We start from the raw sequence: 22,030 nt of genomic DNA, 5'->3' as shown, positions 1-22,030 counted from the left end.
AAAGGATCACTTCCATGCGCAAGATATTCGCGCTCGCCGCTTCGCTTGCCGTCATTGCCGCGACCAGCCCTGCCGCAGCAATCGAGAACGCGGTCGTCACCCGTATCGATGCCGCCCATGTTGCGGTGGAATGGCAAGATGCCGACGCGGTCACCGTGGGCGTATCTGCCAATCCCGAAAGCCCGCTGAAAAAGGCGGACATCGTGGCCAAGGCTGACCGTTCGGGCCGGGTGGTGGTTTCTGCTGCGCCGGCAGATCGCCGCTATTTCATCCTGCGCGATCATGGCGACGGGTCGGTGCTCCGCGTGGCCGAACGGGTGCTGCCGCTGGAACAGGGGTCCAACTTCCGCGATGTCGGCGGCTATGCCGCGGCAGATGGCAAGCATGTGGGCTGGGGCCGCATCTTCCGTTCAGGCGCCATGCCAATGCTGACCGAAGCTGACTATGCCACGCTGTTGGCGCTGAAAATCGGCACCATTGTCGATCTGCGGTCCACCGACGAACGCATGATCGCGCCCGACATGCTGGATGACCGCACCGGTGCGCTGTTCGTGTCGAACGACTATTCGCTCAAACCCCTGATGGCCAATTACGGAAAGGGCGATGGCGAATATGCCTATACCGGCATGGACAAGCTGCTGACCCCGCAGTTGAAGGCGGTGTTCCGGTCCTTGCTGAAAGCCGAAGCGCCGGTGATGTATCACTGCTCTGCCGGGCAGGACCGCACCGGTATCACCACCGGACTGATCCTGTCGGCGCTGGGCGTGGACCGCAAAACCATCCTTGCCGACTATCACCTGTCCACCCAGCTGCGCCGCCCGCAGTTTGAAATGCCGCCACTTGATCCTGCTGACTGGCCGGGCAACCCGATCGTGCCCTATTACGTGGCCGCCATGAAAAAGCCCGGCGGTCCGACGGCGGAACCGCTGTTCACGCCCAAGGGCAATTCGCACCTTGCCCAGTTTCTGGAAACGGTGGACCGCGATTATGGCAGCGTGAACGCCTATCTGGAAAAGGAACTGGGCGTCGGCCCGGCTGACGTGGCCCGCCTGCGCCAGCTTTACCTCGACTGACATTCCACAGGGCAGGGATGACAGGACGGATGTGATGGACTATATTTGGTCCATATTCAGTCCGGAGTCATCCCATGGGTCTTGAAAGCCGCATCAAGCCGATCAGTTACCTGAAAGCCAACAGCGCCGAGGTGATCCGTGAATTGAACGAAGGCGCGCCCCCACTCATCATAACCCAGAACGGCGAAGCCAAGGCGGTGCTGCAGGACGCGGCCAGCTATTACCAGATGCAGGAAACCATGGCCCTGTTGAAGCTGCTGGCCATGGCGCAGGAAAACATCGACGCGGGAAAGGTTCGCCCGATTGAAGGGTTGGCCGACCGCATCCGCGCAAAGGCGGCTGGAAGCCGGACGGACGGATGAAAGTCTTCATCGAAGACGAGGCCGAAGACGATCTTGCGCTGCTATATCGGACTCGTCTGGCCCAGCGCGGGAATGAAGGGCCAGACGGGGCAGAGGCCCTGTTGGGCGGTCTGTTGGCTACCATCGCCAGCCTTGCCGAATACCCTGAACGTGGCCCGGTCCCGCCAGAACTGGAAGCGCTGGGCGAACGCAAGTGGCGGCAGGTTTCGCATCCGCCCTATCGTGTGATCTACAGGCTGGACGACAATGCCGTCACCGTCGCGCTGGTGGCCGACAGCCGCCGCGACTTTGCCCATGTGCTGCAACGCCGCCTGCTTTCGCGCTGAAGTCCGCTTGCATTTAACCGACCAGTTAATTACCCCTGTGTCAATAAGCGCAGATAGGCGCAGGGGATGGGCATGGCAGGGCAAACGGCGGACGCATTCGACTATATCGTGATCGGTGGCGGCAGTGCCGGTGCGGTCATGGCCGCGCGGCTTTCCGAAGATCCGCAGACTTCTGTTCTTCTGCTGGAAGCGGGCGGGCCAAACACGTCGCTGCTAGTGCGGATGCCGGCGGGCGTGGGCACGCTTATCAAACAGAAAAGCAAGCACAACTGGGGGTTCTGGAGCGAACCGGAGCCGCATATGAACAACCGCCGCATGTGGCATCCGCGCGGGCGGGGGCTGGGCGGATCGTCCGCGATCAACGGCATGGTCTATGTCCGGGGCCATGCGCGCGATTATGACCAGTGGCGGCAGATGGGGCTGGAAGGCTGGTCCCACGCCGATGTCCTGCCCTATTTCCGCCGGGCCGAGGACAATTGCGATGGGGCAAGCGAACACCACGGCGCGGGCGGCCCGCTGAAAGTCAATTGGGGCGAAAAATCCGACCATCCGCTTTATCGCGGCGTGATTGAAGCGGGACGGCAGGCCGGGCACAAAGTCACGCCTGATTTCAATGGTTTCGATCAGGAAGGCTTCGGACGCTACCAGTTGACCATCAACGACGGCCAGCGGTGGAGCGCGGCGCGCGGTTATATCGCGCCGATCGCCGGAACCCGCGACAACCTTACCATAATTACCAGCGCGCGGGTGCATCGGGTGGTGGTGGAAAATGGCCGGGCGACCGGGGTGGAATACAGCCTTGGCCGGGGCAAGCCGGTACGCGCCGTCCGTGCCACGCGCGAAGTGCTGGTCTGTGCGGGCGCGCTGCAATCGCCCCAGATCCTGCAACTTTCCGGCATTGGCGATCCTGAACAGTTGCGCGCCCATGGCATTGCGCCGGTTCATGCGCTGCCCGGTGTTGGGGCCAATCTTCAGGATCATCTTGATGTCACGCTGAACTGGGGCTGCACCCAGCCGATCACGCTCTATAACGAAATCAGGGGTTTGCGGCAGTTGAAGGTGGGTCTGCAATATCTGCTGACGGGCAGGGGGACCGGGCGGCAGAACGGGCTGGAAGCAGGGGCCTTCCTCAAATCCCGGCCCGATCTGGACCGGCCCGACCTGCAGGTCCATTTCGTGCTGGCGATCATGCAGGAACACGGCAAAGTACAGTCAAAGCGGGATGGCTTTACCATCCACGTCTGCCAGCTTCGCCCGGAAAGCCGGGGCAGGGTGGGGCTGACATCGGCGGATCCCTATGCCGATCCGTCGATCCTGACCAATTTCTATGCCGCCGAAGAAGACCGGCGCGTGGTGCGCGAAGGCATTCGCATTGCCCGCAATGTTGCCGCGCAGCCCGCGCTAACCCCCTATCGTGGCGAAGAAATCTGGCCGGGAACTGACGTGCAGAGCGATGATGAAATCGACGCATGGGTTCGCGCGCGGGGCGAAACCATCTATCACCCGGTCGGCACCTGCAAGATGGGCCTGCCCGCTGATCCGCTGGCCGTTGTCGACAAGGACTGCCGGGTCATCGGCCTTGAAGGCCTGCGGGTGATCGATGCGTCGGTCATGCCCGGCCTGATCGGCGGCAATACCAACGCGCCGACCATCATGATTGCCGAAAAGATTTCGGACGTAATCCGGGGGCGTGCTCCTTTGCCGCAGGAACACGCCGCCGTGGCGTGATGGGCAGGCGGTCAGCCCGCCTGCTTTTCCATGAACACCTTGGCGCGGTCTGCCGCCCAGTTGTTCAGCGCTTCGGTGCGGGCGCGGGCGCCTTCGGGGTCGGCTTCCAGCGGGAGGACGGATTCCACGATGCGGTCAAAGTGCTGGCGCAGGCCGTCCTTCGCTTCGGGATAAGGGATGATATACAGCTCATTAGCTTCAATCCCCGCCTTCACATGCTGGGCCAGTTCCACCGGGTCCATGCCGTGCTGGTGGATGGAATGCAGCGATGCGATGGAGTCTTCGTTCTCCACATAACCGCTCTGCCCGAACTGGGCTGGGCGCAGTTTGCTGGCTTCGGCAATGTTCGATTTGATGTTGGCGGGGCACAGGACCGATACGCCGATCTGGTGCTTGGCCAGACCCAGCTGGTACGATTCCATCAGGTTGACCACGGCGGCTTTCGCGGCGGAATACGGTGCGGCAAGGGCACTGCCCATCAGCCCGCCGAGCGATGATGTGGTGACGATGTGGCCGGGCTTTCCGCTGGCGATCATGCGCGGGACAAATGTAACCATGCCATTGATAACGCCGCCCAAATTGACGCCGATGATCCAGTCGAAATCGTCATAACTGGTGTCTTCGACCGGGCCGAAGCTGTTGACGCCTGCGGTGTTGAACAGCAGCGTCGGCGCCGCGCCGAACACCTGTTCCACCTCGTCCGCAGCGCGAGCATAGGCGGCGCGGTCCATGATATCGAGCACGATACCATGGGCGGTGATGCCTTCGGCCTGAAGGTCTGCCACGGCTTTGGCCACGGCATCGGCGCGAATGTCGGCCACGACGATGCGGGCACCTGCGCGGCCAAACACCTGCGCCTGTCCAAACCCTGCGCCAGATGCGCCGCCGGTGATAAATGCGATTGCGTTTTCAAAGCTCTGCATGGCTGGCTCCTCTGCCCATAACGATAAATATTGTTAGTGTTGCTTACGAAATTCAAGGCGCCGGAGCAAGCGTTTCGCAGCATGTCCTGAACGACACCTAAACCGACACAAAGCACCGCAAGCGTCGCAAAATGCGTTCCAAAGCGTTGCAGCGCGCACCTGATGCGAATGTCTGTTGAATGCATCGCGCACTTCGGGGAAAGGAGCCTGATGAACGATGCCGAACTCGCCGCCCACCTTGCACAAACCGCTGGCCAACTGCTGCTGACCGTCCGCGACAGCGGCATGTTGTCCGACAAGGCACTGGGCAAGGCGGGCGATGCCACCGCCAACCAGTTTCTGGTCCACGCCCTGCGCGAACAGCGGCCCGATGATGGCCTGCTGTCCGAAGAGGAAAAGGACAATCTTGACCGGCTGGCCTTTGCCCGGACGTGGATTGTCGATCCGGTGGACGGCACTCGCGAATATGGTGAGGCGCGGGCCGACTGGGCGGTGCATGTGGGACTTGCGGTAGATGGCGTGGCCAGTGTTGGCGCGGTGGCGCTGCCCGGTGCCAATGACGGGGCGGGGATCGTGCTGCGCACCGACCGGCCGGTGACCGTGCCGCCCGCGCCGCCGGTGTTGCGCATGGTGGTCAGCCGCACGCGCCCGGCCAGGGAGGCGGTTGCCGTGGCACAAAAGCTGGGCGCCGAACTGGTGCCGATGGGCAGCGCAGGTGCCAAGGCCATGGCGGTGATTCTGGGCGATGCCGATATCTATCTGCATTCCGGCGGCCAGTTTGAATGGGATTCCTGCGCGCCGGTGGCTGTGGCGCTGGCCCATGGCCTGCACTGTTCGCGGATCGATGGCAGCGCGCTGGTTTATAATCAGGCCGAAACATACATGCCCGACCTGCTGATCTGCCGGAAGGAACATGCAGAACAGGTGCTGGACCTGATCGCCGCCCTGGATTGACCAAGGTGGACTGACCAAGATGGACTGAATTGTCCGATTGCGCCGTCGCCCAATAGCGGGCACCATGGTTGCGCTGCACCATGGGGGCTTTGCGTGCGATTGAAATCCGGGCTTTTTCTGCCAGTTCTGCTGACGACCACCGCGCCTGTTCTGGCGGGGGACAACGTGTTGTATGGCCCGCCGCCTGCATGGGTGGAGGTGACCGACAATGCCCGCATCGACACTGCCAAACCCACCGCGCTGGCCCTGCTGGACATTCAGGAGCGGATCGACGGGCAGACGCTGACCATTCATGTCGACCAGGCTTATAAACTGGATAGCCCCGAAGCGCTGACTCAGGGCGGAACCAGCACGGCAAGCTGGTTGCCCGACAAGGGTGACCTGACCGTGCACCGCGTGGAAATCCTGCGGGGCAAGGCGGTGATCGACGTGTTGAAAGGCGGCGCGAAGTTTCAGGTGCTGCGCCGCGAAGCCGGGCTGGAACGGCGGCAGTTGAACGGCCAGCTTACCGCCACGCTGGCGATTCCGGGGTTGCAGGTGGGCGATGTGCTGCGCATCGCCTATAGCCAGACCCTGCGCGATCAGGCGTTGCAGGGCAAAGTGCAGTTGGATACCCCGCTGCTGGCCCTGCCTGCCGAAGCCGGGCAGGCGCGCACCGTGGTTTCGTGGCGTGACGGCGCGCCGGTGAAATGGCAGGTGGGACCGGGCGCGGATGGCAGTGCCACCGAAACCGTGCGCGATGGCTGGCGTCAGGTGAGCGTGGCGGTGCCGCTGCCCAAACGCGAAGACATGCCGGCATCGGCACCGGGCCGGTTCAAACGCAACCCCGCGATCGAGGCGACCGATTTTGCCGGATGGGAAGAAGTGTCGCGCGTGTTTGCGCCGCTTTACGCCACCAAGGGAACCATTGCGCCGGGCAGTCCGCTGGCCGCCGAAGTGGACCGGATCGCCAAGGTCAGCCCCGATCCTTTGACCCGTGCCACATTGGCGACGCGGCTGGTGCAGGACCAGATCAGTTATCTGATGAACGGCATGGCGGGCGGCAACTATGTGCCGCAAGCCCCGGCAGAGACGTGGGCGCAGCGCTATGGCGATTGCAAGGCCAAGTCGTTGCTGCTGCTGTCGCTGCTGGAAGCACTGGGGATCAAGGCCGAAGTCGTGGCGGTGAGCGCCAATGCAGGTGACGCGGTGGCAGATTCGCTGCCCATGCCTGCTGCGTTCGACCATGTGATCGTGCGGGCAGAGATTGCGGGCAAGGAATATTGGCTGGACGGCACGGCCACAGGCACCCGCGCGGCCAATATTGCCGATGTGCCGCCGTTCCGCCATGCCCTGCCGATCCGCGCCGAAGGCAGCGCCCTGATGGCCATGACCCCGCGTGTGCCCGAAGCGCCGACGATAACCGTGGACATGGTGATCGACCAGCGCGGCGGGGTGGACATGCCCGCGCTGTTTACGGTGAAGACGCGGTTCGGCGGATATCTGGGGAGCAACATGGGGGCGGCCATCCGTCAGGCCAGCCCAGAACAGATGCGCAAGATGGTGGACGGGTTTGCCGCCACGGTGTTCCGTGAAGTGACCAGCGATCTGGCATTGGTGACCGACGGGAAGATGGCGTTCGATGCCGATGGCGCCATTGCAGACGTTTCGGTCAGCGGGATTGTGGATGGCCAGTTCTGGACCAAGGACGGCGCATTGCGCATGAACCTTTCGGCCATGCCGGGCGATGATATCGCGTTTGACCATGATCGCACCAAGACCGCGTGGAAGGGCATTCCGGTCGATCTGGGCGGGGCGGGTTGGACCACTGCGAAAATTGAAGTGCTGCTGCCTGAAAACGAACCGGGATACCGCATGGGGGGCAGGGCGGATTACGATGCGACCTTTGCCGGCAACACGCTGCACCGCACCGGCGCGCTGAATGGCGATACGCTGACGTTGAGCGAGGAGATAAAATCGCTGGGCGGCGAATTGCCTGCGGCGGAAATTCCGGTGGAACGGGCCAAGGCGCTGCGCGCGAAAAACACCATGCCATTCATCATGGCCCCTGCCGATGCGGCGCGGGCATGGAGTTATGGCAAGCCGCAGATGAAGGCGCGCATTGCAGCGCTGGAAGCGGCCTATGCCAAGGCCATCGCGCGCGATCCCAAAGAGGCGGCAGGATATCTTTCGCGGGCGTCGTTCCGTGCCAGTGTCATGGATTTCGCCTTTGCGATTGCCGACATGGACAAAGTGATCGCCTATGCCCCCGATGCCGATAACCACATTCAGCGCGGGCGTTACCACCGCGCATTGGGGCAGACGCAGGCGGCGGTGGATGATTTCCGCACCGCGCTGGAACTGTCGCCATCGCCATCGACCGCAGTCGTGCTGGCCGATGCGCTGGGCATTGCCGGAAAGACCGACGAAGCGCTGAAGCTGCTGACCGAATATGACGACATGGGCGATGAACATGCCGCCATGGTGCAGGTGCGCGCCGATGTGCTGGCTCTGGCAGGGCGCGCCGACGAAGGGCTGGCCGAAATCGACGCGCTGATCGATGAAAAGCCCGGCGATACCAGCCTGCTCAATGCATCGTGCTGGTATCGCGCGCGATTCCGCACCGGCACCGATGGCATGATGGATGTGTGCAACCAGGCGGTGGAACGTGCCGCCAATGCCGCGCAAGTGCTGGATAGCCGCGCGCTGGCATGGCTGGCATCCGGCAAGATCGACATGGCGCTGGCCGATGCCGAAGCCGCGTTGAAACTGGCCCCGCAACAGGGGGCGACGCAATATCTGCGTGCCTTTGCCGCCAATGCGCTGGGCCAGCCGCAGGGAAAAGAAGACCTCGCCTATTTCCGCAAGGTGTGGCCGGGGCTGGTGGGCGATTATGCCCGTTATGGCCTGAAGAACTGACGCCGGGACAACTGGAGACAGGAGAACCGAAACCGGGGGCAGGGCGGGGCCATTGGGTTTCGCGCCACGGGTAGCCCGATCGGGTTATGCGCAAGGGCGGTGCGGGGCGTAGCTTGGGCAGCGGAACAAGCGCACGCCCGGCAACAGGGCGGCCGCCCGGAGAGCCTCATGAAATTCTCGATCATCTATGAAGCGCAAATGGTGGACACCAGCCGCGAAAACGAACGCGCGGTATTCCTGCAGATCGTCGAGCAGGCAAAACATGCCGAAGCGCATGGCTTTGACTGCATCTGGTGTGTGGAACATACCGCGCTGACGCAATATGCGCACATGTCGGCCCCCGAAACGGTGCTGGCGTTCATTGCGGGCGCAACCAGCCGCATCCACATTGGCCACGGCGTGGTCTGCCTGCCGCCTGCAATGAACCATCCGGTGAAAGTGGCCGAACGCATCGCCACGCTGGACATCCTGTCGCAAGGGCGGCTGCACTTTGGCGTGGGCAAGGGCGGCACCCAGCAGGAAGCGGGGACGTTTGGTTATGACCTGAACGAATTGCAGCCGATGATCGACGAGGCGATGTATCTGATCCCCAGGATCATGGTGCAGGACGAAATCGAACACGACGGCCAGTTCATCAAGATCCCCAAGCGCCCGATCCATCCCAAGCCGTGGCAAGACCCGCATCCGCCGATGTATATGGCCTGCACGCGCGAAAATACGCTGCTGGCAGCAGGCGCGCGGGGCATCGGCGCGCTGGTGCTGGGCTTTTCCGGCCCGGACGAGATTGCCAAGAAGAACGCGGTCTATCGCGAAGCATTTCGCAATCGCAAGGCAGCCGATCAAGTGGGTTTCCGCCCGACCGAACACCTTGCCGCATTGTGCGCCGCCACCGTGCTGAAAGACCGCGATGAAGCACGACGTATTGGCCTGCGCGGGCAGCGCTTCTTTGCCGAAAGCATCGCCTACTGGTATCAGGGCGGGCCGAAACCGACGGTGGATGACAACCTGACCGCCGAGGATCACGCCAAAGTGCTGGAAAGCGGCAAGCAGGCCACCATCGCCTATCTTTCGGAAGAGGCGATCCCGGTGGGGGACGAACACCTTTCGAACTATACCGTGGCGCAGGACGCCTATGGCACCCCGGACGATTGCATCCGTTATGTCCAGCGGCTGAAGGATGCAGGCGCGGACGAGATCCTGTTCATCTTCCAGATGGGCGGCATTCCGCACGATGTCATCATGGAGACGATCCGCAATATCGGTGAAAAGGTGATCCCGCATTTCCGGGCTATCGAGGCAGCACAGGCGCAGGAGACGGAAGCGGCTGAATAGGGCCGGTCAGCCCCAAAGCCGGAGCCGCGAAAGGGTGCCGTATTGGCACCCTTTCTTTTTGGCGTCAGAATGAGAAGCTGGCTTCGATGCCATAAGTGCGGCCGCGTTCATAGCTGCCGGTGAACAGCAGAACCGGTGCGCCAAAGCTGATGTAGCGTTTGTCGAACAGGTTGTCTCCGAAGGCGGCGATGGACAGGCGGGAGCCGCCAAGTGGCATGTCGGCAAGGCCGATCCTGCCGTTGACCAGCCAATAGGCGGGCTGGCGGTTGCGGTCTTCCAGCACGTCTTGTCCCGCCAGATTGCGCAACGGGGTTGAGGTGAGGAAATAGGCGCTGCGATAGCGTGCTTCGAGCAGCGCGGTAACATGCCCGCCCTGATTGGTGAGGTCGGGCGAATTGTAGGTGGCCGCGGCGCGCCCGGTCCAGTTGGAAAAGTAGGTGGGCCGGGCAAAGGCGGCGACGTCCTGACCGTTGAGGACGAAAGTGTCGTAGTCGAAATCGGTATAGCCGACGCTGGCCGACAGATTCAGGCCCGAAGCTGGCACAACGTCGAGTTCCGCTTCGAAGCCCTTGATCTTGGCTTTGCCCGCGTTGTCGAAGAACTGGCGGCCATTGATGAAGTTCTGCGTCTGCAGATCCTTGTAATCGTTGTAATAGGCAGAAACGTTCAGCCGCACGCGATTGTCGAGGAACTGGGTCTTGGCACCTACTTCGTAACTGGTCAGGTTTTCTGGCCGATAGGGGATGCCGCTGAGAATGCCGCCGGAGACATAGCCGGTGGCGATCTTGGCGAAGATCGTGCTCTGATCGTTGGGCCGCCATGTGGCGATGCCGGTATAGGTCAGCTTCTTGTAGGTCTGCTTGTAGGTGCCCACGCCAAGCGAGCCGCCCTGCGCGCCGGAAATGGCGGCAATCTGCAGTTCGCGGTCGTCAATCGTGCCGCGCAGGCCGCCGGTGATATCAAAGCTGTCAGACAGGTGGACGGTCAACTGGGCATAGCCTGCCATGGAATCGTTGACCCCCACGGTGCGGGTAATGCCGCTGCCGAACACCGCATCCAGCGGGCTGGGCACGATGGTGGCCGAAGGCGTGGGCGACAGGATGCCGAGCACTTCGGTACCGGGCGAGTTTTCGTGGAAGTAGAACAGGCCAGCGGTCAACTGGTAGGCATCGTTGCTGAGCTGGAACTGCAGTTCCTGACTGAACTGCTTTTGCCGGGTGGCGCGGGCGGACAGCAGGGGGAAGAAATAGTCGTTGGCCCCCGGCACATTGGCCGGATTGAACAGCGCAGCCTGAATCTGCTGCGGCGTCAGCCCCGGCGTAATCAGCGCGCCCAACTGGCCAAAGGTAAAGCGCATTCCGCCTGCTGACCCCAGATCGAATATCACCGGATCCTGGCGGAACTTGCGATAGGCGGTGATCGATTTAACGGTGAAGGTGTCGCTGGCGTCCAGCGTCAGCGTGAGGCTGTGGCCTTGGGTGACGGTGTGTTCTTCGCTGGTGGCCGCAGCGACCGAGGAAAGCGGGCCGTTCAGCCCTTCGTTGGTGGTGCCGCCAAACAAGGGTTGCAGCGCCACGATGGGGGCGAGCAACTGGCCCGATGCATCGGGGATCACGCCAAGGCTTTGCATCGCGCGGCCCGATGCGCGGGTGTCGGTATAGTCGAAGCGATAATCGGCGGTCAGCGCGCCAAATTCACCGCGCACGGCAACCTGCCCGCCATCGACATTGCGGTAGCCCAGCTTCTTCACAAAGCGCTGCGTGCCGAATTCGGGCGCACGCAGGGCGATGTTCAGGCCCTTGCCCGCCATCGTGTTGGTCACATCGCCATCGATCTGGTCATGCAGATAGGACAGGCGGACAGAGAACGGGCCGATCTGCGGCAGATCGAGCGAAACCTTGCCGCGCCACGCATCGTAATTGCCGTAGGAGCCGGTCGCGCGCACGCCCCATTCGCCCTTGGGTGCGGCGGTGACGATGCTGATCGCGCCTGATGTGGCATTGCGCCCGAACAGCGTGCCCTGCGGCCCGCGCAGCACTTCGACGCGCTGGATATCGCTGAAATCCAGCAGTGAGCCAACCGCGCGCCCGATATAGACGCCATCGATATAGATACCGACCTTGGGATCGACCGAATTGCTGGATGCGCCAGATGCGACGCCGCGAATGATGATGGTCGGGTTCGATTGCTGGCCTTGCGCGTTGAATTGCAGGCTGGGGGCCAGCCCGGCAAGGTTGCGGACGCTGGTGACGCGCAGGGCGGCAAGCTGTTCGGTGCCGATGGCGGTGACGGCGACGGGCACCTTTTGCAGGCTTTCTTCGCGGCGCTGCGCCGTGACGATGATTTCCTGCACGGATGCCTGATTGCCGGTGGTTGCGGCCTGCGGTTCGGGCGCCTGTTCCTCTGCGTGGGCGGCGCTTGTCAGGGCAAAGGCCCCTGCTGCCAGCATTGAACCGTGCAAAAGCCTTGTGCGGATATACCGTGCTTTCATCATCATTCTCCCTCCGTCGTTGTTATTGTTATTCGGCAGACCGGCGTTTGCACCGTGACGCCGTGCGGGCGGCAAAACGCATCTGCGTCGGGCCGCCCAGACATTTCAGATCATGCTTTTGATGACCGGATCGGCCGTCATTCTGCCGCTTCCATCAAGGGTTCGCCGTAATGGGGATCGTCTTCGTTGCAGAGGCGGTTGGTAAGATCCCAGCGATTGTCGATGATCGGCGTGATGCCCAGTTCGCGGCGGATATCGTCGATCTGCACATCGGCATATTCGCGCCAGTCGACCAGCATGAGCGGATACTTCCAGTTGCGGCCCTGCTGCGCGCCGAGGTATTCGGCCTCAAGGTTCACCACCATCGCTTCGGGATAGAACAGGCCGTCCTTCATCACCGTCTTGGCCTTCAGGTAGAAGGCGATGCGGCTGAAGAAGTTGCTGAGTTCCGGGTGGAAGTAGAGCGACTTGGCGTGCATGTTGGCCGAAAGCAGCGCCACTTCGCCGCCGTGGTTGGGACCAAAGCCGCTGACCATATGTTCGATATCGTGCGAAAGCGCGGTCTGGCGCAGGTAATAGGTGAAATCGTTCACCACCTGGATTTCCTGAAAGAACAGGTCGAGCTGGTAGCCCGAATTGGCCATGAAATTATAAATCGCCGCGCCCAACGTGCCCGGTGCGCAGTCCTTGGTTTCGGCCAGCGTAAAGTTCGAAAGGCTGCGGCGTTCCAGCCAGCGCTTGAACAGCGGCAGGCGGGCCTTTTCCATTTCGAACAGTTCGATGATCCGCGGCATGTCTTCCAGATCGTGCAGGATCTGCGCGACTTCGGGGATATAGGCGGTGTTGGGCAGATCTGGCCCGTTACGGCGCAGCATTTCCTGCGCGATCAGGGTGCGCAAGCCAGCGTGGTTGAGGTATTTCGACGAGCTGACGAGGACCGAGCTTTCGGTTTCGATTTTGCGGATTGCACCGTTGAAATAGGCGCGGTCGGCTTCACCGATCTTGGCTTCGCTCATGGTTCGGCATCCTTTTCGTGGTCTGTTTTTTTTACGGGAATGCACAAGCGGGGGCGCCCGGAGGGATGGGCGCCCCCTTCGAGGAAGCTGGTCAGGGCTTCCTCAATTTCGTTGCTGACCGGATCATTCGGCAGCTTGTGCCATTGCGCCCACATCGTTGGCGGGTGACAGGAACTGACCCGGCATCGCGCCGGTGAACGCACCGTTTTCAAACGTCGGCACACCATTTACCAGCGTAATGCGGGTGGGCATGGCCTGACGGGTAAAGCGCCATGTTGTGCCACCCCGGCCATCGGGCACGTCGAACGCCTTTTCCATTTCGCGGCGCTGGATTTCGTCCATGTTGAATACCGCGATATCGGCGCGTTTGCCCACGGCGATCACGCCGCGATCGTTCAGGTTGAAGTGCCCTGCCAGCTTGCCGGTCATCACGTGGATGGCCTGTTCCAGTGTCAGCTTCTGCTCTTCGCGCACATATTGCGTAAGAAGCAGCGCATTTTCGCCCCCGCCGCACAGCATCTGCAGGTGCGCGCCAGCGTCCGAGATATTTCCGACGGTGCGCGGGTCGTTCATCAGTTCCAGCGTCAGCGCCTCATCCTTGGGGAAGGGGGCCATGTGGACGGTCGAACGGGTGCCGTTCTTGATGATCCAATCGGCCATCGCATCGCTGCGGTGTAGGCCAAGGCTATCGGCATATTCCTTCAGCGTGATACCCACCGGACCAGTTCCGTTTTCGCTGTCGAGCAGGAACAGTTCCTGCGGGTTCTTCAGCGGCGAATGATCCCAGGCGTTCTTGTCCCAGCTTTCGCGGGCGCGGGCGCGCCAGTCGGCATCGGCTAGCAACGCGGCTTTCTTGTGGTGGTCGTCCTCAAGCACGACTTCGTGCCAGACATAATCGTTGGACTGCGCAAAGATCAGCGATTTAACGAGGCTGAGCGTGGACGTGGGCGATACGTGGGCATAGCCCGGCCATACATCAACGCCCGCTTCGCGCATCTTGCGGACCGATTCCTGCATGGCGGGCAGGATGCCCTTCTGGAATTCCAGCGTGGGCACGGCCCCGGCGATCTGCACCTTGATCTTGCGGCCAGCCAGCAGCTTTGACAGGCGTTCAAGGTTGGCAGGGCCGGTCATCCGCATGAACGTATCGACGATCACCTGATAGCAGCAGCCGGGATAGCGCTCCATCACCGCGAACAGCGCTTCGAATTCGGCGTCGTTGGCCTTCAGCGTGGGCACGGGGCGGTCCTGCCCGTCGTGGTCGTGCATATTGTCTGACATGCCCAGCGCGCCTGCGGCCAGTGCATCGTCCAGCAGGTCGGCCATTCTGGCGATTTCTTCCGGCGTCGCTTCGCGGTCCCACGCCTCAACGCCCATGGCGGCAAGGCGGATGGCGATGTGGCCGACATAAGCGGCGTAGTTGAGCGGCACCTTGACGTTGCGTTCCACCGACGCGCGATATTCGCTCCAAGTGTTCCAGTCCCACGGCAGGTTATCCATGAACGGGCCTTCGGGAATGTCTTCGAAGAAGCTGAAAATGCCGATCATCTCGCGCTGGGCGGGCATGTATTTGTGCAGCGGGGCAGGCGAGAAACCGCAGTTGCCCATAATCATCGTGGTGGCGCCATAGCCGGGCAGCGGATCAAGATCGGCCTGCCACCACATCGTGCCGTCATAATGAGTGTGGCTTTCGATAAAGCCGGGGGTGACATGGCAGTCGCTGGCGTCGAACACCCGTTCACCATTGGCGGCAAGGTTTTCGCCCACTTCGGCGATGACGCCATTCCTTACGCGCACGTCTGCTGCAAAAGCAGGTGCGCCGGTTCCGTCCACGACGGTGCCGTTCTTGATGAGAATGTCTGACATGATTTTCTCCCGATCTTCCGAACCATCCGGTCGTTCATGTTGCAATTTGTGCAGGCAGCCGGTGGGCGGGTTGGGTGCAGCATATGCTGGTGTTTGAGTCGGTCGAAGGAGAGGGTTGCCAAAGGGATCGTTTCGTTATCTGATGCAGATCATGACACGATACGAATCCAGCTCATCTGCAATGATTTCCGTTTTGCGTCGGCATTTGCGCAAAGATGGATGGACAATTTTGCGCCTTTCGCGGGAGTTGGGCGTGGGCGAGGCTACCGTGAAACGCTGGCTGGCGGGCAAGGGGCTGACTATCGACCGGCTGGAGGCAATGGCGCGGCTGTGCGGGCTGGTGCTGGGCGATCTTGCGCGCGAAGCCGAAGACGCCCCCGGCGAACTGGCGCACGAACTGACGCTGGCGCAGGAAAAGGCGCTGTCCAGCAACATCTTCCTGTCATTCCTGTTCATGACCATCGTGAACGGCGTGCAGCCCGCTGAAACCGCTGCCGATTTTGCAGTGCCGCCACGCACGATGGAAGCCGCGCTGGCCCGGCTGGAGCGATTGGCGCTGATCGACCGGTTGCGCAGCGGACGGGTGCGTGCGCTGGTGGACCGCACAATGGTGTTCCGCAAGCTGCCGCTGCGGTCGCTGTTCGAACAGCACATGAAGCGCGTGTTCTTTGAACTGGATTACAGTGCGCCGGAAACGACCTATATTTCCGAAATGGTGAAGCTGTCGCGCACGGGCGAAGCGCAACTGGCCGAACTGATGGAGCAGTTTCGCGGGCAGGTTCAGGCCTTGGCCGACCGAGATGCGCAAAGCTTTGCATTGGAGCGCGAATGGATTGGGATGTTGAGCGTGATGCGCCAGTTGGACCTTTCCCCCATCCGTGAGGCGCAAGGGGATTTTTCCTGAAGATCTACGCAAAGTGACATATCAAGTTATTTAAGACAGATAATTGCGTAATATTGTTGACTTGATGTCCATGCCTTCTGACAGTTGCGATGCAAAATCTGTACAGCGCAGCGAAAAGGAGAGATCATGGAGGCCAACTTCCCCACAGGCACGACAATGGTGTTCGGCGGCAGCGGCGGTATCGGACGCGGCGTGGCGCTGGAATTTGCGCGCGAAGGCAGCGATGTGGCGGTGGTCTATCGGTCCAAGGCCGATGTGGCCGAGGCGGTTGCGGCAGAAATCCGCGCGATGGGCCGCAAGGCATCGATCCACAAGGCTGACGTGCGCGACCGTCCGCAAGTGGCGGCTGCATTTGCGCAAGCCGTGGCGCAGCATGGCCGGGTGCATACCGTGGTATGGGGTGCCGGGCCAGTGGTGCCGCAAGTGCCGATAGCGGACTGGACCGAACAGATGTTCCGCGATTCGATGGAGATTGAGGCGTTCGGCTTCAACAATGCCGTCCACACCGCGCTGCCGCACATGCGCGCCAATGGCGGGGGCAGCTTCGTGCATCTCGGCTCTGCCGGGCATGACTGGTGGCCCAAGCTCGATGGTCTTTCCGTCGCGCCCAAGGCCTGCAACGAAGCGCTGGTCAAAGGCATTGCCAAGGAAGAGGGTAGCCACGAAATCCGCGCCAATTCGATCCTTGTCGGGGTGATCGATGCGGGCCAGTTCAAGATCGGGCAGGAAGCGGGCACGTTCACGCCCGAATGGGAGGCGGCGGTGAAGGCAATGCTGCCGCTGAAACGCTGGGGCACACCGCAGGACATCGGGCAGGCGGCGGTCTATTTCGCCTCGCGCCGGGGCAACTATGTAACCGGGCAGACCATTTCGGTCGGCGGTGGCTTTGGTGTCTGACCTGCATTTGCTTGAACCGCGGGCCATCGGGCCAGACGACCTGGTGGCGCGCGAAAGCCTGCGCCACCTTGTTGCGGCCTATGGCCATGCGATCGACCGGCGTGACTGGCACCTGCTGCGCACGCTTTATCACGATGACGGGATTGACGATCACACGCCCTATTACTGCGGGCCGGTGGATGGGTTTGTGGCGTGGCTGCCAGGCATGATGGCGAACTGGCGGGCGACGATGCACACTGCGATGTCCTGCCTTTTCGCCATCGATGGCGACATGGCGCAGGGTGAGATTGCCGCGCGGGCATGGCATCTGACGCTGGATGGCACGCGCCAGTTCGTGGCGTGGGGCCGCTATGCCGATCATTACGCACGGGTCGATGGCGTGTGGCGCTTTGCCCGGCGCTCATTCGTCCTTGATTTTACAGAAGATCTGCCGGTCGCATCGGGTGATGACTTCGGTAGCAAGGGCGTGGGCACCGGGGCTGCCGGGGCGGACGATCCGGTTTACACGCGGCTGTCGCTGTTTGGCAGGGGGTAACGCTCAGGCGGCGGCAAGGTTGGCCTTGTCCCGCTCAAGCGACCGCACCGCGCGCCATGAGGCCCAGACGCCGATATAGCCGGTGGGGATCGCCACGCTGAGGCCGAAGCGCAGGCCATGCGGGCCGGACCCTGCGATCCAGTCGCTCAACTGCCCGGCCAGCACAGGACCAAGCACGGTTGCGAACATGCTGGAGATCAGCAGGACCAGCGCGGTGCCGGTGGCGCGGTGGGCGTTGGGCAGCATATATTGCAGGCCCGCCAGCACGCCCACCGACCAGCCTCCGCCCATCAGCCCGGCAGGCACGGCAAGAAGCCGCGCCAGGGTCAGGCTTTCGCTCCACGTAACCAGCAGGATCGCGGTTGTCGCGCCGCCCAGTGCCAGCGCGGTCAGCCGAAGCTGCACGGTGGCATCGCCCTTGCCCAGACGGTCGGCCAGAAAGCCGAAGCCGAGCACGCCCAGCAGGCCGGGCATCCCGAACGACAGTGCAAAGGTGGCTCCGGCAGCCTGCGTGGAAAGGCCATAGGCGCGTTCGAACAATGCCGGTCCCCACATGCCGAAAGTGACACCCGAAAGCGAGCCGAGCGCCATGACCGTGGCCAGCAGCCGCACCGAAGGCGTGCCGATGAGCAGGCGCATTGTCGGTCCCAGTGGCAGGACGGGGGCAGCGTGGGCTACGGGATCGCGGGCCGGTTCGCGCACCACCAGCCACGTTGCCAGCGCCACGATGATGCCGATCATGCCCAGAACGTGAAATGCGGTCTGCCAGGTGCTGGCAGCGGCAATGGCCGGGCCACCGGCAAGGCCGCCCATCTGCCCGATGTAGATCGCCGTGCCCATCAGCGCAAAAGCCCGACCACGTTCTGCCGCCGGGAAATAGGCCGCAATCAGTGCGGCGGCCGGCGCCTGATAGGCGGCCTCGCCAATGCCCACGCCCACGCGGGCAAGGGCCAGCATGGTGGGTGTTGTGGCCATGCCGGACAACAGGGTGAAGAAGCTCCAGAACGCACAGCCCCCGGCGATGATCGCAATGCGCGAGCGGCGGTCGGCCATCCGCGCAATGGGCAGCGTGAACAGGCTGTAGAGCAACGCAAAGGCCGGCCCCATCAACAGGCCCATCATGGTATCGCTGATCGCGAAGTGGGCCTTGATCGGCTGGGCCAGGCCGGGGATGAGGAAGCGATCCGCATAATTGAGGATGGCAACCAGCACCAGCAGGCTGAGCGCGACCCAGCGATTGGTCAGCGGGCGTCCACTTGCGGTCATGGTTGCGACGAAGGGGAGAGGAGGCGATCCGGCAGCAGAAGGCGCGGGCGCGGCCATGCCACCGCCGTCGGGATGGTTCATCTAATCTCTCCCAAATTCGATATTTGCGTATTATAATACGGTTTGTATTATGCAAATTACATGTTTGAAAGATAAATTTTCATGTAATCGGAATTTCTGGCTATCCAGCCTTATTGAAAATCGGAAACGAATCATTCGGGAGAGCAGAATGGCCGCCACACTTGAAGATATCAGCGCCCGCCTTGCCATGCTGGAGGACAAGGAGGCGATCCGCGCGCTTAAGGCGCGGTATCTGCGCGCTTGCGATCTGAAGCAGCCCGATGTGGTGCACGATTGCTTTGCGCCGGGTGCGATCCGCATCGCCTATCAGAACTTCCCCGAATTTTCCGATCGCGACGCTTTTGTCGAAATCTATCGCCAGATGGGTTGCCAGCCCGGTGTCTATGACATTCACCACGCCACCAACTGGGAAATCGACCTGACCGGCACAGACCGCGCAACCGGCAAATGGTCGCTCAATTTCCGCACGATCCTGACCGGGCCGCGTCAGGTCGTGCGGCTGGCGGTGGAATATGATGACGTTTATGCCAAGCGCGATGGCCGCTGGTGGATCGTCGAAACGGTCAGCCGCGTCACGTCGATGCTGACCGAACAGGTGGCCGAGGATGGCAGCGTGACGGTTGTGGCGCTGGCCGAACCGCCCGCTGTCTGAAATCAGGCCGGCTCTGGTGCAACCGGTGCCCGCTGCATTCCCCGCACCACTTTGCCGGGGCGCTGCGGTGTGGGCAGATCATTGCGCCGGATCACCTGTCCGCTGACCACGGTGGCGACATAGCCGGTGGCGGTCTGGTCCAGCCGTCGCCCGCCGCCGGGCAGGTCATGCCGCACCACGGGCGCGTGCAGGGCAAGCGCGGCCATGTCGATCACGTTGACATCGGCCTTGTATCCGGCGCGCAACAGCCCGCGATCTTTCAGCCCGACGACGCGCGCGGGCCGTTCGGCCAGCAAATGCACGGTTTCTGCGAGGCTGAGCCGTTCGCCCGCCCGGTCACGCACCCAATAGGTCAGCATGAACGTGGGATAGCTGGCATCGCAGATCGCGGCATAATGCGCGCCCCCATCGCCAAGGCCGATCACCGTGTCCTTGCGGCGCACCATGTCCAGCAGGGCATCCAGCTTGCCTTCATGGAAATTGCCCAGTGTGTTCAGGATCATGCCGTTGCCGTCACGCTCCATCAGCACATCATAGGCGACGTGTTCTGGTGCGCGGCCCTGCGCACGGGCCAGCGCGCCGATGCTGTGGTCGGCGGAAGGTTCATATTGCGGCGGATCGCCAAACGGGAACATCCAGTCCCAGTTGCGCGTCAGCATGGCCAGCGGATGGCCGGGTTGCGGCATTTCTCCGATCAGCTTTGCCCGCACGGCAGGATCGCGCAACAGCGGCAGTTGCTGTTCAAGCGACAGGTTGGCCAGCGGCTGATAGGATGGGCACAGGCAGAAGGGGTGCGTGGACAGTGCCCAGCCCGAAACCATGCCAATCGGGCGCGGCAGCACTTGCGGCCAGATTTCAAGACCGCGCGCACGCGCATCATCGACCATGCGCAAGGGCGCGTCCCATGTGTTGGGGCCGCTGTTGGCCAAGGCCAGCGTGAAGGTTGCCGGGCGGCCCGAAGCCTCTGCAATGGCGATCAGGCGGGTGAGTTCATCTTCCCACGTTTCGAACGGTGCATCCAGCACGGCCTGAAAAATTCCGGTGTCAGCATCGGCCAGCGCACCGCATATGGCGATCAGTTCGCGCGTGTCGGCGCCATAGGTGGGGATCAGTTCGCCTGCCTTGGTGCGGTGGATATTCAGGCGCGACGTGGCAAAGCCAATGGCGCCTGCATCCAGCGCTTCGCGGGCAAGGGCGCGCATCTGCGCCAGATCGTCATCCGTCGCCGCTTCGCGTGCAATCGCCCGTTCACCCATCACCCAGACGCGCAAGGGGCTGTGCGGCAGCAGGCAGGCAACGTCGATGTCACGCGGGCGGCCGGCCAAGGCATCCAGATATTGCGGGAACGTCTCCCAGTCCCAGGGCAGACCTTCGGCCATGACGACGCCGGGAATGTCTTCCACCCCTTCCATCAGCCGGATCAGGGCGCCGTGATCTGCCATGCGGCAGGGCGCGAACCCTACGCCGCAATTGCCCAGCACGGCCGTCGTCACGCCATGCGACGAACTGGGCGAAAGCGTGTCAGACCACACGGCCTGCCCATCGTAATGGGTATGGATATCGACAAAGCCCGGCGTGACGATGCAGCCTGTTGCATCGATGGTTTGCGCAGCCGCGCCGGAATAGTTTGTGCCGACAAAGGCGATGGTATCGCCGCACAAGGCCACATCGCCAATGAACGGTTCGCTGCCCGATCCATCGACGATCGTGCCGCCCGTGATGAGAAGATCTGCGCCAAGGCCCTGTCCGGTCATCGTCTCTCTCTCCGCTGTTTGATTGAACGGTACTGCATCGTTCGGTTGGGGGCAAGCGGAATGCCGGGTGGCATTGTGTCAAAAATTCGCATAAAGCTTATATTGAACGTAGTTCATCACGCTTTGCGTTATATGATGCGGTTCACAATACGAATAGACGGAGAGGATTCGCGGAAATGATCGATTATGGCCTTCATGGCAAAGTGGCGCTTGTCACTGGCGCAAGCGGTGGCATCGGGCGCGCCGCAGCGCTGGTTTTTGCGCGATCGGGTGCCAGCGTCCTTGTCAGCGATGTGAACGAGACGGGCGGGGCCGAGACGGTGGCCCTGATCGAAGCGGCTGGCGGCAAGGCCGCGTTTCAACGCTGCGATGTGTCGAAGTCTGACGAAGTGAAGGCCATGGTCGCCGCTGCCGTTTCGACATTCGGCGGGCTGGATTGCGCGTTCAACAATGCCGGGATCAATCGGCTGGGCGATGACGAATATGACGACGCGATCTGGGAACGCAACATGGGCATCAACCTGTCGGGCGTGATGCGCTGCATGCGCGAAGAAGCCGAAGTCATGGTGGTGCGCGGTGGTGGGGCCATCGTCAACACCGCTTCCATCAACGGGATCGTCGGCAATGGCGGCCAACCTGCCTATGTCGCGGCCAAACACGGTGTGGTCGGCCTTGCCCGACACGGCGCGCTGCGCTGGGCACAGGCCGGCATCCGCGTGAATGCCGTATGCCCCGGCGTGATCGAAACGCCGATGACCGCGCCATTGGTCGCCAGCCCGGAAATGAAGAAGGTGATCGATGCAATGACGCCGATGGGCCGCATGGGCACGGCCGATGAAATTGCGGAAGCGGTAGTATGGCTGTGCTCGCCCGCGGCCAGCTTCGTGACAGGCCACGCAATGGTGATTGACGGCGGCGCGACAGCAGTTTGATCCCATGCCGGGCAGCCTCATGCGGGGCTGCCCGGTTTGA

18 protein-coding genes are annotated in these 22,030 nt (G+C 62.3%); 12 read left to right on the top strand and 6 right to left on the bottom strand.

Going from position 1 to position 22,030, the window contains the following annotated elements:
* The first annotated feature begins 14 nt into the window (after positions 1-14).
* The 4 genes from OVA07_RS18030 (at position 15) to OVA07_RS18015 (ending at position 3,489) form a co-directional block, all read left to right on the top strand.
* Positions 15-1,073 (top strand): tyrosine-protein phosphatase, encoded by a 1,059-nt coding sequence (locus OVA07_RS18030; RefSeq protein ID WP_268173070.1) that lies wholly within the window; start codon positions 15-17, stop codon positions 1,071-1,073.
* Between the two features lie 74 nt (positions 1,074-1,147).
* Positions 1,148-1,435: a type II toxin-antitoxin system Phd/YefM family antitoxin gene (locus tag OVA07_RS18025; RefSeq protein WP_268173069.1), complete on the top strand. Its 288-nt coding sequence runs from the start codon at positions 1,148-1,150 to the stop codon at positions 1,433-1,435.
* Positions 1,432-1,761, top strand: coding sequence for a type II toxin-antitoxin system RelE/ParE family toxin (locus OVA07_RS18020; protein WP_268173068.1), 330 nt, complete (start codon positions 1,432-1,434; stop codon positions 1,759-1,761). Before OVA07_RS18025 ends, OVA07_RS18020 begins: the two co-directional genes overlap by 4 nt.
* A 72-nt stretch (positions 1,762-1,833) precedes the next feature.
* The gene (locus OVA07_RS18015) at positions 1,834-3,489 is read left to right on the top strand and encodes a choline dehydrogenase (RefSeq protein ID WP_268173067.1); all 1,656 of its coding nucleotides are present in this window, start codon (positions 1,834-1,836) and stop codon (positions 3,487-3,489) included.
* Positions 3,490-3,500: 11 nt separating this feature from the next.
* On the opposite strand, the gene OVA07_RS18010 is transcribed toward OVA07_RS18015, so the two are convergent.
* The gene (locus OVA07_RS18010) at positions 3,501-4,412 is read right to left on the bottom strand and encodes an SDR family NAD(P)-dependent oxidoreductase (RefSeq protein ID WP_268173066.1); all 912 of its coding nucleotides are present in this window, start codon (positions 4,410-4,412) and stop codon (positions 3,501-3,503) included.
* 210 nt (positions 4,413-4,622) lie between these two features.
* Between OVA07_RS18010 and OVA07_RS18005 the strand changes: the two genes are divergently transcribed.
* The 3 genes from OVA07_RS18005 (at position 4,623) to OVA07_RS17995 (ending at position 9,596) form a co-directional block, all read left to right on the top strand.
* Positions 4,623-5,366 carry a 3'(2'),5'-bisphosphate nucleotidase CysQ gene (locus OVA07_RS18005; protein WP_268173065.1) on the top strand — a complete coding sequence of 248 codons (744 nt, stop codon included), beginning with the start codon at positions 4,623-4,625 and terminating at the stop codon, positions 5,364-5,366.
* Between the two features lie 93 nt (positions 5,367-5,459).
* Entirely contained in the window at positions 5,460-8,264 is a 2,805-nt protein-coding gene (locus OVA07_RS18000) for a DUF3857 domain-containing protein (RefSeq protein WP_268173064.1), read from the top strand.
* 168 nt (positions 8,265-8,432) lie between these two features.
* On the top strand, positions 8,433-9,596 hold the full coding sequence (locus OVA07_RS17995; RefSeq protein WP_268173063.1) for an LLM class flavin-dependent oxidoreductase: 1,164 nt from the start codon (positions 8,433-8,435) through the stop codon (positions 9,594-9,596).
* 64 nt (positions 9,597-9,660) lie between these two features.
* On the opposite strand, the gene OVA07_RS17990 is transcribed toward OVA07_RS17995, so the two are convergent.
* The 3 genes from OVA07_RS17990 to OVA07_RS17980 form a co-directional block, all read right to left on the bottom strand.
* On the bottom strand, positions 9,661-12,093 hold the full coding sequence (locus tag OVA07_RS17990) for a TonB-dependent receptor (RefSeq protein WP_268173062.1): 2,433 nt from the start codon (positions 12,091-12,093) through the stop codon (positions 9,661-9,663).
* 131 nt (positions 12,094-12,224) lie between these two features.
* The gene (locus OVA07_RS17985) at positions 12,225-13,103 is read right to left on the bottom strand and encodes a Coq4 family protein (protein ID WP_268173061.1); all 879 of its coding nucleotides are present in this window, start codon (positions 13,101-13,103) and stop codon (positions 12,225-12,227) included.
* A 123-nt stretch (positions 13,104-13,226) separates the two neighbouring features.
* Entirely contained in the window at positions 13,227-14,969 is a 1,743-nt protein-coding gene (locus OVA07_RS17980; RefSeq protein ID WP_268173060.1) for an N-acyl-D-amino-acid deacylase family protein, read from the bottom strand.
* Between the two features lie 142 nt (positions 14,970-15,111).
* On the opposite strand from OVA07_RS17980, the gene OVA07_RS17975 reads away from it, so the two are divergent.
* The 3 genes from OVA07_RS17975 (at position 15,112) to OVA07_RS17965 (ending at position 17,305) form a co-directional block, all read left to right on the top strand.
* On the top strand, positions 15,112-15,873 hold the full coding sequence (locus tag OVA07_RS17975) for a helix-turn-helix domain-containing protein (protein ID WP_326493138.1): 762 nt from the start codon (positions 15,112-15,114) through the stop codon (positions 15,871-15,873).
* A 126-nt stretch (positions 15,874-15,999) separates the two neighbouring features.
* Complete coding sequence (locus OVA07_RS17970; protein ID WP_268173058.1) at positions 16,000-16,770, top strand: SDR family NAD(P)-dependent oxidoreductase; 771 nt, start codon at positions 16,000-16,002, stop codon at positions 16,768-16,770.
* Positions 16,763-17,305, top strand: coding sequence for a nuclear transport factor 2 family protein (locus OVA07_RS17965; protein ID WP_268173057.1), 543 nt, complete (start codon positions 16,763-16,765; stop codon positions 17,303-17,305). Before OVA07_RS17970 ends, OVA07_RS17965 begins: the two co-directional genes overlap by 8 nt.
* Positions 17,306-17,308: 3 nt before the next feature.
* Here the strand turns inward: OVA07_RS17965 and OVA07_RS17960 are convergent, their stop codons facing one another.
* A complete protein-coding gene (locus tag OVA07_RS17960; protein ID WP_268173056.1) occupies positions 17,309-18,652 on the bottom strand; it encodes an MFS transporter in 1,344 nt (447 codons plus the stop codon).
* 148 nt (positions 18,653-18,800) lie between these two features.
* On the opposite strand from OVA07_RS17960, the gene OVA07_RS17955 reads away from it, so the two are divergent.
* Positions 18,801-19,304 (top strand): nuclear transport factor 2 family protein, encoded by a 504-nt coding sequence (locus tag OVA07_RS17955; RefSeq protein ID WP_268173055.1) that lies wholly within the window; start codon positions 18,801-18,803, stop codon positions 19,302-19,304.
* Positions 19,305-19,306: 2 nt separating this feature from the next.
* On the opposite strand, the gene OVA07_RS17950 is transcribed toward OVA07_RS17955, so the two are convergent.
* Positions 19,307-21,058, bottom strand: a complete 1,752-nt coding sequence (locus tag OVA07_RS17950) for an N-acyl-D-amino-acid deacylase family protein (RefSeq protein ID WP_268173054.1) — start codon at positions 21,056-21,058, stop codon at positions 19,307-19,309.
* Positions 21,059-21,234: 176 nt separating this feature from the next.
* Between OVA07_RS17950 and OVA07_RS17945 the strand changes: the two genes are divergently transcribed.
* Positions 21,235-21,990, top strand: a complete 756-nt coding sequence (locus OVA07_RS17945; protein WP_268173053.1) for an SDR family NAD(P)-dependent oxidoreductase — start codon at positions 21,235-21,237, stop codon at positions 21,988-21,990.
* Positions 21,991-22,030 lie beyond the last annotated feature (40 nt).

The sequence above is a fragment of the Novosphingobium sp. SL115 genome, assembly GCF_026672515.1.
Lineage (GTDB): Bacteria > Pseudomonadota > Alphaproteobacteria > Sphingomonadales > Sphingomonadaceae > Novosphingobium.
This window is presented reverse-complemented; position numbering and strand designations above follow the sequence as displayed.